At 45.5% G+C, this 16263-nt stretch carries 10 protein-coding genes; 4 read left to right on the forward strand and 6 right to left on the reverse strand.

Features of this window, described 5'->3' with window-relative positions; translation table 11 throughout:
• Positions 1-114 precede the first annotated feature (114 nt).
• The 3 genes from ACYPWY_RS04885 to ACYPWY_RS04895 are packed head-to-tail and all read right to left on the reverse strand — an operon-like array spanning position 115 to position 7571.
• Positions 115-1869, reverse strand: coding sequence for a RagB/SusD family nutrient uptake outer membrane protein (locus ACYPWY_RS04885; protein ID WP_459684310.1), 1755 nt, complete (start codon positions 1867-1869; stop codon positions 115-117).
• A 23-nt stretch (positions 1870-1892) separates the two neighbouring features.
• A complete protein-coding gene (locus ACYPWY_RS04890) occupies positions 1893-4976 on the reverse strand; it encodes a SusC/RagA family TonB-linked outer membrane protein (RefSeq protein ID WP_459684311.1) in 3084 nt (1027 codons plus the stop codon).
• 12 nt (positions 4977-4988) lie between these two features.
• Positions 4989-7571 carry a zinc-dependent metalloprotease gene (locus ACYPWY_RS04895; protein ID WP_459684312.1) on the reverse strand — a complete coding sequence of 861 codons (2583 nt, stop codon included), beginning with the start codon at positions 7569-7571 and terminating at the stop codon, positions 4989-4991.
• A 682-nt stretch (positions 7572-8253) separates the two neighbouring features.
• Here ACYPWY_RS04895 and topA point away from each other — a divergent pair.
• The 3 genes from topA to ACYPWY_RS04910 all read left to right on the forward strand — a co-directional run bounded on the left by topA (position 8254) and on the right by ACYPWY_RS04910 (position 11737).
• Positions 8254-10608 carry a type I DNA topoisomerase gene (topA, locus tag ACYPWY_RS04900; protein WP_459684313.1) on the forward strand — a complete coding sequence of 785 codons (2355 nt, stop codon included), beginning with the start codon at positions 8254-8256 and terminating at the stop codon, positions 10606-10608.
• 74 nt (positions 10609-10682) lie between these two features.
• The gene (locus ACYPWY_RS04905) at positions 10683-11012 is read left to right on the forward strand and encodes a hypothetical protein (RefSeq protein WP_459684314.1); all 330 of its coding nucleotides are present in this window, start codon (positions 10683-10685) and stop codon (positions 11010-11012) included.
• 50 nt (positions 11013-11062) lie between these two features.
• A complete protein-coding gene (locus ACYPWY_RS04910) occupies positions 11063-11737 on the forward strand; it encodes an OmpA family protein (RefSeq protein ID WP_459684315.1) in 675 nt (224 codons plus the stop codon).
• Between the two features lie 278 nt (positions 11738-12015).
• Here ACYPWY_RS04910 and ACYPWY_RS04915 read toward each other — a convergent pair whose 3' ends face one another.
• A complete protein-coding gene (locus tag ACYPWY_RS04915; RefSeq protein ID WP_459684316.1) occupies positions 12016-13488 on the reverse strand; it encodes a choice-of-anchor Q domain-containing protein in 1473 nt (490 codons plus the stop codon).
• Between the two features lie 227 nt (positions 13489-13715).
• Between ACYPWY_RS04915 and ACYPWY_RS04920 the strand changes: the two genes are divergently transcribed.
• Positions 13716-14960, forward strand: a complete 1245-nt coding sequence (locus tag ACYPWY_RS04920) for a hypothetical protein (protein ID WP_459684317.1) — start codon at positions 13716-13718, stop codon at positions 14958-14960.
• Between the two features lie 27 nt (positions 14961-14987).
• Here the strand turns inward: ACYPWY_RS04920 and ACYPWY_RS04925 are convergent, their stop codons facing one another.
• Positions 14988-15779 carry a DNA adenine methylase gene (locus tag ACYPWY_RS04925; RefSeq protein WP_459684318.1) on the reverse strand — a complete coding sequence of 264 codons (792 nt, stop codon included), beginning with the start codon at positions 15777-15779 and terminating at the stop codon, positions 14988-14990.
• A gap of 278 nt (positions 15780-16057) precedes the next feature.
• Positions 16058-16263 (reverse strand): SGNH/GDSL hydrolase family protein (locus tag ACYPWY_RS04930; protein ID WP_459684319.1); only part of this gene is annotated, 206 nt, incomplete at its 5' end.

Below are 16263 nucleotides of genomic sequence, written 5' to 3' on the forward strand. Positions count from 1 at the left end.
ATAAGTACACTTGCTTTTGCATTTAAGTAAGGGTAAGGATTTAATGATATATTTCAAGGCTTATAACCGGCTGTTGTATATATGCTTACCAAAACAATAAAGAGGTCTGAGACCTTACATCTCTGTCCACTCGGGATTTTGCTCAATGCCCTGATTGCGTATTTCGTCCCAGGGAATGGGGTAGTAATATTGCATGGCGCGGTATAGCCTGACCCGCGAGGGGTATCTGTTCATGTTGCTTATAGTATAAACCGTTGGTTTTCCTTCTTCCTTCACAATCTTCATCACTTTCAGCGGATTGGTTGCTCCGCTCATTTTTTCTTCGGCTATGTTGTAACGCAGCAAATCCCAATAGGTAGTTTCTTCAAAGGCCAGTTCCACCTTTCGTTCGTTCATTATGGCTTCCCAGCTTATGTTGGTCAGCTCGTGCATGTGAACGCGCTTGCGGATGCGGTTGATTTTTTCGAGTGCATCATCAGGCCGTTTTTGTTTGAAATCAATCTCGGCATAATCCAACAGTACTTCAGTAAAACGCCAAATGATGTAGTTTTGTTTACTGGCATAGGTAATATTGTTGTCAATAACTTGCGATTCATCGACAAATTTGCCCAGATAATAGCCGGTACGACTAACAGCCGCCGTCTCCGATGTTCCGTATGGAATCAAATCGGCTCCGGCTTCTTCCTTGCCATTCACTTTGTTGTAATGAATCTCCATTTCACGCCCCCTGAAACGGCAGCCATCGTAAAGAATATTGGCATAAAACCGATAATCGCGATTCTCGTACGGACTATTCGGGTTGTAGGTCGTATTTTCCCTCATTCCGTATTCGTCCACATGGTTTTGCGTGGGCGAATAGGCCGCCGTTGTGCCTCCGTAGTAGGGCGAAACCGATTCACGGTCGAGTTTATGCCCGAATCCATTGTCGAAATCACCATCGTTTGAATGTTGAACTTCCAGAATTGATTCACTGCTGTTTTTGGTCAGGAATAGTTGGCGGTATTCCTGCACTATTTTTTCCTGTGTGGTTCCGGTTATTTCTACTAACGAATAGTTGAGTTTCATCAGCTCGTCGTATGCTTCTTTGGCATTTTGCAGCATTTCATCCGACCGGTTGTCGGGAAAGCCCAGATAACTTTTTTCCTGATTCTGGAAATGCTCGCCCGCTACCCAAAAATAGGTTTTTGCCTTGAGCATTAAGGCGGCCCCGGGAGTGATGCGTCCCATGTCGGTAGCATCGTAGTTCACTTGCGACAAGTACGATTCGGACAAAGTGGCTTCATCGGTAATAAACCGAACCATTTCTTCATACGATGCACGTGGAAACTTCTTTACTTTCTTCAGGGGGTCGTAAACCTCTTGCATAATAATGACCCCTCCAAACTGGCGCAGCAGCAGATAATGGTAATAGGCCCTGAAAAAATGAGCTTCGCCAAGCGCCCTGTTTTTCTGGTTTCCGGGGGTAATTTTAGCTTCATTCTCGAACAGCAGATTTATCGACCTCAACTGTCCGTAGTAGCTATTCCAATACGACAGGCCTTTTTGTTGAATTTCGCGCATACTGCTTTTCAGAATATCGCCGTATGTTGTGCTGAACCATTCGCTTTTGCTTATGGTTATCTGGTCGCCGTACCAAGGCAGGTATTCGCGACTGACGCCTTTCAACAGCGCGGTTGTTGGCATATACACACTGAAACCGCTGTTCATATTCCGGTACCAGGGCAAAACATAGCCGTCCAGCAATTGCGGATCGCCCCAAATCATGTCTTCGGGCAGCATGTTTATTGGTTTATCTCTGAAAATATCATCGCAAGATGTTCCCAGCAAGCCGGTGAATAGAATCAATATCAAGTAATATCTTATTTTCATGTCTTCAATTTTATTTTTCGAGGTTAAAATCCGATGCTTAAACTGGCTCCGTAAGTCCGTTGGATAGGGTAGTCCCGCAACGATTCGGGGTCCATCTCTTTCAGAGACGACCAGGTGAACAGGTTACTGCCTTGCAAGGAGATGCTTAACGATTTCATATTCAGCTTTCTGATAATGTCGGTTGGCATCGAATAGCCTATGGTCAAAGCTTTCAGACGGACAAAGTCGCAGTCCTTGACCCAAAATGTGGAGGATCGCCGGTTGTTGTCGTTTATTGTCGAAAACTTCACACGCGGATACTTCGCATTCTTGTTCTCTTCCGACCAGCTATCGTCCCGGTGATAGGTCTGATAGCGTTGCAGACTGCTGTTGTACAACGAATACTGTTCGGCTATCTGCTTCTTATATCCCGCTACTCCGTGGAACATAGCGTTCACAAAAAAGCCTTTGTATTCGGCGCCCAGCTTAACCGAAAATGTATAATCGGGATAGGAGGAGTTTTTGATATAAATCCGGTCGTCGGCTGACAGGATGTTGTCTTCGTTTTGGTCTTTGTATTTAATATCGCCCGGAGCTATGGTGGCATTTCCCTGCCCATCCTGATCAACAGGATAGTTCGCTATTTCTTCCCAGGATTGGAATAAGCCGTCGGCTTCATACAGCAGCCAGGTTAAATAAGGTTTCCCTTTTCGCTGAATGCGAGGCGACAGAGACGACTCATCGCCCCAGTTAAGCGCCTTGTTATCGGTTTTCGACAGGGTGAAGTCAACATTGTATTTCACTTTGTTGATGGCGTTGCGGTGATTAATTGTTAAGTCCCATCCCCATTCTTTAATCTTCCCGATATTGATAGAGGGGTATCTGCCGTCGGCGCCTGTTGAGGGCGGGTAGAGGTATGCCGGTGCGCTATCGACCAGATTGGTACGGTATCGCCAATAATATTCGTAGGTTACGCCAAAGCGATTGTCCCAAAATCCCCAATCGGATGCCAGGTTGTAGGTGGTTCTTTTTTCCATTTCCAGATTCGGATTGGGCAGGTTACTGGGCGAAAGGATAACCCCGGGCTCAATATTTCCGCCTATATTATAGCCCTCGCGCGGAGCGAAGATGTATTGGGGCAGGTAAGAAAACGATCCTGCATCTCCGGCATCGCCCAAAATACCGGCTGAGGCTCTTAGTTTAATGTTGGATATAACCGGTTGCTTCCAATCCTTGAAAAACTGTTCGTTGGCTACCATCCACGAGCCCGAAACCGAGGGGAATAGTTTCCAGCGGTTGTCGGGATGAAACTGGGTTGAACCGTCCATCCTGAAGCTTCCTTCGATAAAATACCTGTAATCGTAATTGTAGGTGGCTCTTCCTATCAGCGATGCCCGTTCGGTATAAAATTCGTCATCGTTCAGCCTGCCGGTTCCCGATACCATCAGTTCGGGGTAGCTGCCCGATAATTCGTCTCGAGCGCCATCGAAGTTACGGTATTTTTTGTCCTGATAGTTGGTAACCAAAAGGCCGCTGACGGTATGCTTTGCTGCAAATGTGCGGTTGTAGTTAAGCCCTGCCTCTATCAACACGTTTTTGTTCGATTGGTCTTGCCTGCTCAACGAAGGTTTGGCTTTGGGGTAGATGGTATTGGCATCTTCCTTTATCGCGCCGTTTTCTATCAGGTAGAGCGCAACGGGCTTTGAATACCTCTTGATGTGGGTGTTCCCTTCGTCAAACGTCCCTCTCAGATACACAGAGAGGCCTTTTACAGGCGCTATATCGTATTTCAGATTGGCGATGACGGTGCTCATGCTGGCTTCGTTGTCGGTATATCCTCCCAGTCCGTTTACGGCAATCAGGGGGTTCCCGCCGTTTATGCTGGCCAACCGTCCATCGGTGAATTTCAGTACCTGAATGGGGGCAAAACTATAGGCCGCCGTGATGGTGGAGTAGCTTGTATTTTTATTTTCGGAGCGCGAGCCCAGCATGTCTAACGACAGGGTTAAGCCCTTTGCCAGTGTGGCATCCAGTTTCATGGAGTAGTTGTACCTGTCGCGCCCAACACCGCTATACAAGCCCTGTGTATTGGTATATCCTCCCGACAGGTAATAAGTCAGGTCGCTGTTGCCGCCCGTTACCGACAGGCTGTGCGTGGTGGAGTAACCGTAATCTTTCAGGTAATCGAACAGGTTCTCGTTTCCGTATTCATTCGGAGCGGCATTTGCTCGGATGGTCTCCAATTCTTCATCGCTGAACATTTTGTAGTTGTCGATAAAACCCGGCGAGTTTTCGAGGGCTTTGTTCCGTAATCTGGCAAATTCGTAGGCATTCAAAAATTCGGGGAATTTGGTGGCCGTTTGCAGGTTGTATTGTCCCCGATAGTTGATGTTCAGCTTTTTGTCGCCTTTCCCTCTTTTGGTTGTTACCAGAATAACGCCCTTGGCGGCATACGCGCCATACACCGCAGCGGCAGCGGCATCTTTCAGTATCGAAATGCTTTCAATATCATCGGGACTGAGGTCCGACAAACGGGTTTCGCTGTCGGAGGTATTTCGTCCGTAACGCGGAACGCCGTCTATCACCAACAAGGGGTTATCGCTCATCCCCCGGATGTTTATAACGGCCTCGCGAGGAGAACTCGGGTCGCCGGATAACGACAGCACACTCAATCCGGCCACTTGTCCGGCAAGGGCTTCATCAAGGTTGGCGGTAGGCATCCGCAGAATGTCTCCGGCCTTAATTGTTTCGATAGAACTGGTCAGCGCCGACCTTTTTTGTGTGCCGTAACCTATCACGACCATCTCGTCCAACATCTGAGCGTCTTCATTCATCACTATCCGAAGGGTTTCTTTTCCATCGGCTTTAATCTCCTGCGTCTTGTATCCCATATAGGAGATTGTGATAACGCTCTTGGAGGCAGACGAAAGGCTGATAGAAAATGAGCCGTCCATATCGGTAACGGCATGTGCTTTGCCATCTTTTTCTCTTACATTAACGCCAATAAGCGCCTCGCCCCTCGAATCGACAACTGTTCCCTGCAAAAGAAGAACAGCGGGGCTTGCGTTTTGTGCGCTAAACTCGAACGACGACAAAAGTAGAAAGCAGAAGAGTACTAGTTTTTTCATCGGGAACCTGTTTTATTCTTTGAATAACTTGTCAATGGTCAGGATATGGTAATCGTAAAAATTCCGGCTGGTAGCATCTGCTGTTGTCGCTCTCCGTTGTTTGTACAATGCCAACACTTTCTTGAGCTGGGCTGCCATCAAGGGGTTAAGTTGTATGCCCGGCAAGCTGGGCAGCCCGAAATTTATCCGTAGAAACGAATGCCGATCGGGATCTTCCAAATCGGAATAACAGCAGGGCAACGACTGTTCGGATGCCGAAGTCAGGAGGTCGTCGAAAGCCGTAACCTGTGCTCTGGCTTCTTGCTTTCTCAGGCTGCTACCGTTAATCAACTGACTGATAGCTGCCGACTGGATAGTTATTTCATCGGCGTTTAACGGGCGATTCTGATAGCTTGTTTTAAATACTTCGGCAATCACATCGTTCAGGTAGCCATCCAGGGTATAGTTATTCACCGGATCCAGCTTTTCGCCTTCCGAAATACGGTACAGCACGCTGGCGTTGAACATGCCGTTAACCACCGAGGTTTGCAACCGGCTATTTGCTTCCAAATCAATTTCTATTTTGCTCAATAATTCCGGTGGCGTCAGCCATGAGTTGTAGCTTCTCATTTGTTCCAGCAGCCATTTTATGGCTCTTTGCTGTTCGGTTTTAGTTATTTGCTTTTTGGCTGCCCCTGCCGGATTTTCGCCTTGCCTGATTTCTTTAAATTCCACTCCTCCCAAGTAGGGCAGTACGTGGCGAATGTAGCGGGCATACTGCTTCACTACTTCTTGGTAAGCGGTTTCCACATTATCGTATCTTTCGCCGGCCTCCAGCGTCCATTTTTCGAGGTTCCGGGCTACAATCTTCAGGTTGCTTATCGCCAAATCGCCTGCCTTTATATGGTCGTTTCCCAGGTCTTCGGTCTGGTCGGTTGGGTCGATGGTTCCTAAAAATTGCTGTGCGCCAAACTCATACATGGGGTCGTTTTTCTTCTCTTCAATCCATGCGGTCAGGGTTTTTTTCTCATCCAGCGGCGTTTTAGCGCCGGGTATAATCCGGTATCCCCAGTTGATGGCATAAATATCATACACACCCAGTACCGGAGGCGTGAGTTTCACCCCTTTTTCAAAATCGCCGGGTTGTGCTATAAAATTGTTCCGGGCATAATCCATAATGCTCGGAGTAGTGCCGTATTTTTGTGTGAAGGACGGGCTTCGGAGCGAATCGACCGGGAAAGCATAGCTGCCTCCCATGTTGTGCATCAGTCCCAATGTATGCCCTATTTCGTGCGAGGCCACGTACCTCATCGACTCCTGCATCACCTCGTCGTCGAATACCGGTTTGCGAACGCGGGGGTCGGTGGAGGCTGTCTGGGTAAAACGCCAATGATGCAGCAGGGACAATATATTGTGGTACCAAATAACATCGGCGTTAAGAATTTCTCCCGACCGTGGGTCGATATGGCTGGGGCCCATGGCATTGGCCGTTGGAGTAGTGGCATACTTAAAACAACTGTATCGCATATCGTCAGGGTCAAAATCGGGGTCGTTTTTCGGATAATCTTTAGCTGCTATCGCATTCTTGAATCCGGCCTGCTCAAAAGCGGTATTCCAGTCTTCGATGCCTTGGCGGATAGATTTCGCCCATTTTTCGGGGAAAGCGCTGTCCACATAAAAAACGATTGGCTTGGCCGGTTCCACCAGCTCTCCCCTGAAGTAAGCTTCACGCTGCCCGGGTTTGGGCTCCAGTTTCCAGCGGTGAATAAATATGTAGGGATATACTTTGTCTTGCTCTGTGGTGTAGAGGTTGCGGTCACTGTTGAAGAAGCCCACGCGGTTGTCCTGCAAGCGCATCGTCATCAAGGTGTCGGGAAGCAGTACCACCGAACGGTTGACGATTACCGTATAAGGTTCGTTCAGGGGCGTTGTGGTATATGACAACATGCTGCGAATCTCGATGTTCTTTTTGAATGTTTTGGTTTCCTGTATGCCGGATGCTCCCGATACAAAAGTTCCTTTCAGGGTGGATGAACCGCCCAGTAGTTTGGAAAGCGGATTATCGGGTTTAATCGGACTGATGCATTTTTCATTCTCGCCAAAAAATGCGGTAACATCAATAAGCACATTTCCTCCATTTTCGGCTTCGATGGGGAATCCTTTTAAAACAGGGTCGAAAAAATTCTTTTTGAATGCCGATGCTATCGGAGAACCCTCTTCCACTTCGTTCTCTGTTTGCACGTTGTGCATATAAACATTGGTGGAATCGCGCGAGAACCGGATGACCAGTGGCTTGGTAGCCATTTGTCCGGCAACAAAATCGTGCGTATTACTTGTGGACGCAATCCGGTTTGTCAACAAATAGGTGTGCGTCATTGCCGAATCGGATAACTCGAAATACAACTTGTTTTTTTTCGTCAAATGCGTTGTAAACAATCCCTTCTTTGTATTGGCATCCTTCACGATGTCTTTGTATTTTGCCTTCGGATTGGCAACCGAATCGGTCTTCGATTTTTCGACGGCATTACCGACAGCTTTTTTAAACAGGTTGGCCGACTGGGTATGAGAAAGCGAACACATGCACAGAAGCAATATGCATAAATTTATTTTTTTCATAATTTTCTTTTTTATAAAAAACCGACCCCTCATTGTTTCATCGAAAAAACAACAACTTGCAAATGTGTGATGCCAGAGTTAAAACAATGTAACAATCAGAGGTAGAACGTTTCTTTTTTTATTTTGAGAACAAAATTAAGTTATAAATGTTTGATTGATAAGCCACTTTTAAAATGCTATTAGTAGATAGATTATACACTCTTGATAATATACAACAAAAAGGATGAAGAATTGTTCAATAAAATTTTGAAATCTTTTGCGGCAATGTTCCGAATGGGAGTTAAAGGAGCAAGCGCATGAAGAAAGTCCGGTAAAACCTGTAAAAGACTACGCACGTTACGGATGAGATTCCTCCCTTTGGTCGGAATGACTGTCTCCTTTTCGGGAGAGGGGATGGGGAAGTGGCGGCTTCGCCGCCACTTCCCCATCCCTTAAACCACTAACAGGCGAGTCATTCCGACCAAAGGGAGGAATCTCCTGCTCATATCAGAAAGACCTGAGCAGTAAATTTTTCAAGATTTACCTTGCTAACAAGCCCTGAATTGGCTATAAATATCTAACATTTTCATGCATTTGTCCTAAGATAGCTGAAAAATTTCTTTGATTAAGAAACAATTTTACTACTTTTGCGGTTTGAATATGAGCGAAACTATAAGCAGTGTGTTCGTAAAAGATTGAATTTATGCAAAAAAACCTAGTAATAGTAGAGTCCCCGGCTAAGGCAAAGACTATTGAAAAATTTTTGGGAAAAGATTACAGAGTATTGTCGAGCTACGGACACATTCGCGACCTTAAAAAGAAAGACTTGGGCGTTGATTTAGCCCATAATTACAAGCCTTTGTACGAGATTCCGGCCGATAAAAAGAAGGTGGTTTCGGAACTTAAATCGGCGGCAAAAGATGTAGAAACTGTTTGGCTCGCATCCGATGAAGACCGCGAAGGAGAGGCCATATCCTGGCATTTGTTTGAAACCTTAGGCCTGAAAGACGATAATACAAAGCGAATCGTTTTCCACGAAATAACAAAGGATGCGATTCTGAATGCGATAAATAATCCACGGAAAATTGACAAGCATTTGGTGGACGCCCAACAGGCAAGGAGGGTGCTCGACCGCATCGTTGGTTTTGAACTTTCGCCCGTTTTGTGGAAGAAAGTGAAACCGGCATTGTCGGCAGGGCGCGTTCAATCGGTGGCAGTACGTCTTATCGTGGAACGCGAACGCGAAATAACCGCTTTCAAAGCAGAGGCTGCATACCGCATAATGGCAGTTTTCAGGAAAGAAGAGGACGGTAATTCGTATGAAATTACGGCTGAATTGAATAAACGCTTGGCCACCAAGGAAGAAACCGTCAAATTCCTCGAAAGTTTGATTCCAGCCTCTTTCACTATTGAGGATGTGGTTACCAAACCAACGAAAAAGTCGCCGGCGCCGCCTTTTACAACTTCAACCCTTCAGCAGGAAGCGGCTCGCAAGTTGGGCTATTCGGTGGGGCAGACGATGATGCTGGCGCAAAAATTATACGAATCGGGAAAAATTACCTATATGCGTACCGACTCGGTCAACCTTTCGGATTTGGCAATCAACGCCTCCAGGGCCGAGATAGAAACGGCATACGGAAAAAATTATGTAAAAACCCGCCGCTTTTCGACCAAGACCAAAGGCGCTCAGGAAGCGCATGAGGCCATTCGTCCTTCGTACATGAGCGAGCACACGGTAAACGGTACGGCTCAGGAAAAGAAGTTGTACGAATTGATCTGGAAACGCACTATTGCCTCGCAAATGGCCGATGCCGAACTCGAAAAAACAACAATAACAATCGGCGCTCCGGTTACGGAATACAAATTTCAGACAGTTGGCGAGGTGATTAAATTCGATGGTTTTCTGCATGTGTATTTAGAAAGCACGGATGACGAAAACGATGAAAACCCGGACGTGCTCCTGCCTCCCGTAAAAGTGCAGGATCGCCTCTTGATGCAACGGGCAACGGCCACCGAACGTTTCACACAACGTCCGGCCAGGTATTCCGAGGCCTCCTTGGTGCGCAAGCTCGAAGAATTGGGCATCGGTCGTCCATCGACTTATGCGCCTACCATATCAACGATACAAAACCGCGAATACATCGAAAAGAGCAACATCGAAGGCGTTGAGCGGAAATACAATGTATTGAGCCTCGAAAAAGGCAAAATATCCGATAAAAACAAAACCGAAGTTGCCGGGGCCGATAAAAACAAGCTGATACCTACCGATATTGGGATGGTGGTCAACGATTTTTTAACGCAGTACTTCCCCAATATTCTCGACTATAACTTTACGGCCAGCGTCGAAAAGGAATTCGACTATGTGGCTGATGGAAAGGAAGATTGGACAAAGATGATAGACCGTTTCTACAAAGTTTTTCATCCGGTGGTGGACGAGACAATGAGCGTTCAGACCGACCACAAGGTAGGGGAGCGCGTATTGGGTAACGACCCCAAAACAGGGCAACCCGTATCGGTGAAAATAGGGCGTTTTGGCCCGATGGTACAAATGGGGACTACCGGAGACGATGAAAAACCGACTTTCGCAAGCCTGCAAAAAAACCAGTCCTTATCCACAATAACCTTGGAAGAGGCATTAAAACTCTTCGATTTGCCACGCAATGTAGGCGAATTTGAGGGCAAAGACATGGTGGTTGCTGTGGGTCGCTTTGGCCCTTATGTGCGCCATAACAGTCAGTTTGTATCGCTCCCCAAAACTTTCGATCCGTACAGTATTACGGGCGATGAGGCTATTGCATTAATTTTGGAGAAGCGGAAAAAAGATAGCGAGAAATTGATAAAAACATTCGATGAGGATGCTGATATTCAGATTCTTAATGGTCGTTACGGGCCATACATTTCCTATCAGAAGAGTAACTATAAAATACCCAAATCGGTCAATCCGCCGGATATGACATACGAGGAATGTATGAAAATTATTCAGAGCGATCCGGATAAAGAAAATACGAAAAAAGCGGCTGGCAAGAAAAAAACTGCCGCAAAATCAAAAATGAAATAATTATTGTTATATCTTTGACAAAGATAGCGGATATATTTTTGTTATAGGATAAGCAAACTTGTACAATAAATAATATGGCAAATAACACAGAACCTTTTGAATATGACGAGGATGAAGCGGTAACGTTTATACAAAACTACCTGCCCCAAGAGTTAAAAAATCGTTTTTCGGACAATGACATCAACTATGTCATTGATGTTATGTATGACTTTTACGACGAAAAAGGGCTATTGGCCGATGATACTTCGGACGAAGAAGTAATTGATTTGGATGAAGACGAATTGATAGCATACGTGCAAAAGAATGTCAAGAAAGATAAATTAGTGAAGTTGACAGAAGAAGAAATAACATTTATCGTTCAGGGCGAACTGCAATATTGCGAGTCGATAGGGATGTTTGATTGAACAGAGAGAGTTAAAATAATCGTTACATAACATTTTAAATTAAAAAAATTATGAATCGTTTTACATTTTTAGGAGTAGTAGTACTAAGTGTAGCTATTCTGTTTTCGAGTTGTGGCGCCAGTAATACAGTTAAAGGCGGTGGTATAGGTGCAGGTGCAGGCGGCTTATTGGGCGCTGGTATCGGAGCAATAGTCGGTGGTAGCAAAGGCGCTGCCTGGGGCGCTGGTATAGGCGCCGTAGTTGGTGGTTCGGCCGGTGCAATTATCGGAAACAAGATGGACAAACAAAAAGCAGAGTTGGAACGCATTAATGGCGCTCAGGTTGAATCAATCAACGATGGACAAGCTATTAAAGTTACTTTCGAGTCGGGTATTTTGTTTGCAACCAGTTCAAGCACATTGAATGCAGCTTCTCAAAATTCGCTGTCGAGTTTTGCCGCTTCGTTGATAAACAATCCCGATACTGATGTGCAGATCTACGGTCATACCGATAGCACAGGTTCTGACGGTATTAATCAACCCTTGTCGGAAAAAAGAGCGCAGTCTGTTTACAACTTCCTGGCATCTAAAGGTGTTGCCGGAAGCCGTATGACTTCTCAAGGTTTTGGTTCTTCCCAGCCGGTTGCGGATAACTCTACAACAGCCGGAAAAGCTCAAAATCGTCGTGTAGAAGTTTACATTCTGCCTAACGAAAAAATGATAAAAGACGCTCAACAAGGCAAATAATAGTTAGAACAACTGATTATTCACCGTTTATCGCAAGCTCCTTGCCCTTATGTTAATTGGGGTAGGGGGCTTGTGTGGTGAATAGCAGCCCCTCCAACCTCCCCGTGGGGGAGGCTCTCCTTTGGCGCAAGGTTTTTAGCGCTGCACAACCTCTAAAAGGTATAGCGCTTTTGGCGCAAGTTTTTAACTTGCGCCAAAAAGGCATTTTTAATTCTCTAATTTTCAAATTTGCTAATTATTTCTATGTCTGATTTTAATTCAGTCGTGTTTTGTGTTGGCTATCGCTTTTTCGGTTTGTATAAACCTCTGGTTTCCTGTTCGGGTGTTGGTATCCACTCAAAGCAACCAATGTCCGGCATTTGGTCGCTCAGGCGCGCTACTCCTCTAATATCCAGGGGTAAGGGAGTCGAAAAATAGGGATTGGCTTTATTTATGGCGGGAGAAATAGAATCCAAATCAAAACTGTAATAATAATCGCGGTCTTTATTGATATTCTTAAACTCGGGGTCAACGTTCCAGACAATATTCACCAGTTGGTCATCGTCTTCGCCACCCGATTTAATCAGGCAATTCTCGAAATAATAACCAATTTCTTTCTCGGCGCTGAATATCTTGTTTTGGAACTTAATTTCCGAGGAACTCAGCCCTGCGATAATTGAGTTTCTAAACTCGCATTTATCCATCACCACATACGTTTGCCCGTCATCCAGCACATTCCCGACGGTTAAGGCCGCATCTTTCCTCATGCCCCACCACGACATGTAATTGGCCAAAGTGCAATGCAGGAAAGTATAACTTCCGCCTATCAGTTTGGCAACCGAACCACCGGCGTTGGCCAGCAGCGAGTTATAGAACTCAATGTCGGAATTTATGGCATAGATGCCGTGCGAATTGGTATTTTGTATGATTGAATTGGTGAATACCGCCTTTTTTAGCGAGGGGTCGGAAGCATTAAACCAAATGCCTTTTACGGCGTTGCGCAAAAAGAAATAGTCGAAGTTATTGTTGTAGCTAATCGAATCGATTACAATTCCTTCCCATTGTCCGGGAATCCGGTCGTAGGGTACATCCGTAAATATATTATCGGTGCGGTCGCCTCTGAAAACAACAGGTTCTTCCAATGTTCCTTTGACGTTGACCGAACCGTAAACCTTCATCCCTGCTCCTTTGTGGAAATAGAGCCGTACGCTTTTTTCGATAGTCAGCACGGCATTGGTATCTACAACTATGGAGTCGTAAACCAGAATCGGTTTTTCGGCAGTCAAGGTGGTATCCTGCGCGATTGTTTTTCCTGTTTTCCACCAGATAACATCCTGTCCGATAGCCTCTAACTGGATGTATTGAACCCTTCCGTTCAGATTGAAGCGAATAGAATCGCGTATTCTCAGGGGGCTGTTCTGATTCAGCGGATTAACCGTTACTTCCACAAACAGATAGACGCTGTCTTTTTTCAATATATCCACATCGCGTATAACCGTTCCGCCCACGCCGTCCACATTGATTCTGAACCCCGATTTGCCGCCGCTCGCCAGCTCTACCGATTGGATGGTCAACGAATTACTGTTCCGGTTGTAAATCAGTAATCGACGGGTGGCAGAGCCAAAACCGGTAAATACCGTATCGAATCGAACCGTATCGGACGAAAATGTGAGCTTGAGATTGGGATCGGACGAAAAATCATCGCTTTCTTCACACGAGAAAAAACAACAAGCCAGTAAAAACAGCAAAATACTACCAAGAAGACTTTTCATTCACTTTTCTTTTATTACTAAACGAAAACCGGAGGAATTTATTTTATAAGCATTGTCGCAAAACCTTATAGTCGGCACACGGAAACAACGTTCGAGGAGCGGAGGCGACTCAATACACGGAAACAACGGAATAGCACGGAATTAATTTTATATTTTTCATCCATAGTATTGTAGAAACAAATAAAAGTTATATATTTGACATCATAGATAGCTAAAACGGCAATCCTATGAGAACGATACGCCTGTTTTTTGTATCATTCTTGGCAATGCAGGGATTATTATCTCAGGCGCAAGAAGAAGTCGGTTCGCGAGGACAGCTATACTCTTTTGTCGAAAATATCAATGCTTTCACCGATTATTACCCGCAGGAAAAGGTTTACCTGCACTTCGATAACAGCAGCTACTTTTTGGGCGAAACCATTTGGTTTAAGTGCTATGTGAACGTAGCCGATGCAAACACGTTCACCGATGTCAGCCGCACGCTGTACGTTGAATTGCTCAACCCCGAAGGCCGGTTGGTTGACAGCCGCAAGTTGCTGATTGAAAACGGTCAGTGTCATGGCGAGTTTTTCTTGCCCGATAATCGCCTCTATTCAGGATTCTATCAGCTGAGGGCTTATACCCGTTATATGCTGAACTTTGGAGAGGACTGTGTATTTACGCGCGTATTTCCCGTGTATGAGAAACCTGAAAAAGAGGGCGATTATTCAAAAATGAAGATAATCGGCAGCAAACTCTCGGCGCCGGACAAACGCGAAAAGCGGGACAAGCTGAAAAAAGTAGATGTAACTTTCTTCCCCGAAAGTGGAAGCTTGATTCGGGGGTTGGAATCGAAAGTCGCCTTTAAGGCAACTGATGATAAAGGTATGGGCATTGAAATAAAAGGGACGGTTTACAACTCTCAAAAAGAAGCAGTTGCCACTTTCCAAAGCGTCCATCAGGGGATGGGCTACTTTTACCTGACCCCGACAGAAGAGGGTTATTATGCCGAAATAGAACACAATGGGAAGAGGCACACCGAAAAACTGTCAACCGTTCAACAACAAGGCTATGTAATGTCGGTGGATAACAGCAACAACGAGGAGCTGCAAGTTGCCGTATATAAAAATGCCGATACAGCAAACGAAATCATTGGAATTACCTCCTCGTGTCGCGGACGGGTAAATGCCTTTGCCGAGCTAAACATGACAAGAGCCAACAAAGCTATCGCCAAATTCCCCTTAGAAGAACTGGAAACAGGCGTCAATCAAATCACCCTCTACAACAAGGATGGGCATGTTTTAAGCGAGCGGCTTGTATTTGTCAACCACCGAAACAAACAACTGAAAATAAAGAAGAAACAAGGCAAGCAATCCCCGCAAAACCAAAAGCGCAGACAATCAAAAACTAGATGCGATTTTTTAAGCAAAAACGAAATGCGTAAAAATACGTTTTTACGCATTTCAAAAGCTATTAAAATACTATTCAAGTAGCGATAAAAATTTTATTTTACTTCACAATCATATCTCATAATTCACCACCATCCACTCTTCTTGCTTCCTTCTGCTCACAGCTTTGCAGGCCGTAACGTTTCGCTCTACGGCGTGAATGTGCCAAGCTTGTTTGTCGGCAAACTCTTTAATTATCTCATTTGGATACATTGTGAGCATGAATTTTCCTTTCAATGTGGCGCATAAGTTGAGCAGGTCTGTCAGGTTCTGCTCGTTAAACATGCCGGAATAATGACCCATATTACTTCCTACATAGGGTGGGTCGATAAAATGGAACGCCTGCGGGCAGTCGTAGCGGGCAATGATTTTAAAAGCGTCATCGCACTCAATCGTTGTCTTTTCAAGCAGATTTTTCAAACCCTCGTCAATCACGAGCGATAGCTTGGCATTCGTCATTTTCTTCGGATGCCTGCACTCTGATTTGTCGAATCCAAATGAAGATGATAATTGCCCTGCGAATCCCATTTTTGACAGCGCCCAGACAGCCCATGCGCGCTGAATATCCGAGAAGAAATCCGAATGATTGTAAATATGCCACGCATGCTCGTGCTGCTGGCGACAATGGAGTGTACGGAGAACCTCTGCACGAAAATCATCCGATTGTGTGGCTACAACCTTGTAGAATGTGATTAACTCGGAATTAAGGTCATTGATGACATTGACCTTGGCAGGCTCTTTGTCGAAAAACAAAGCCGCTCCTCCACAAAATGGCTCGCAATACAATTCATGAGCCGGAATAAGGGGTCGAATGAACTTCAGCATATTTTGCTTTCCCCCGTAGTAAGTAATAGGTGTTCGCATAAAAATAAATTTAGTTTAAATGATTATTAAGTTCTATTTAATTGCTATTTTTGCAGCCTCACGCAACATATAAAATGGGTGAAAACGCACCCCGAAAGGTTTATAGCCTTCGGCTTGGTGCGTTTTCACCTTAATTATTTGCCGGTTTGCGTGAGAAACTACCGGCGATAAAGTCGGGGGCTTTTTATTGTTCAGTCCCTTAAATTTGCAGTCCGTTCAAACTACAAATCCATTCCAGAAAGGGAAAGTCCCCTACCCCACGGGGAGATTGGAGGCCGCTATAATATCCCCTCCACAACCGCGCGTAACACCCTTGCAATCTCTCCATGGCCAAAATCATTTGGATGCAGGGCGTCGGGCATCAGGGCGGGGGATGTCAGCGGACATATCTTGCAGGTTTTATAGATTTCGGAGTAGGGAACCGCAAAATATTCGCAGATATCCCGTTCTGCTTGCCGGTAGGTTTCGAGTTTTGAGGCGGGTT

It is taken from the genome of Viscerimonas tarda (genome assembly GCF_054601255.1).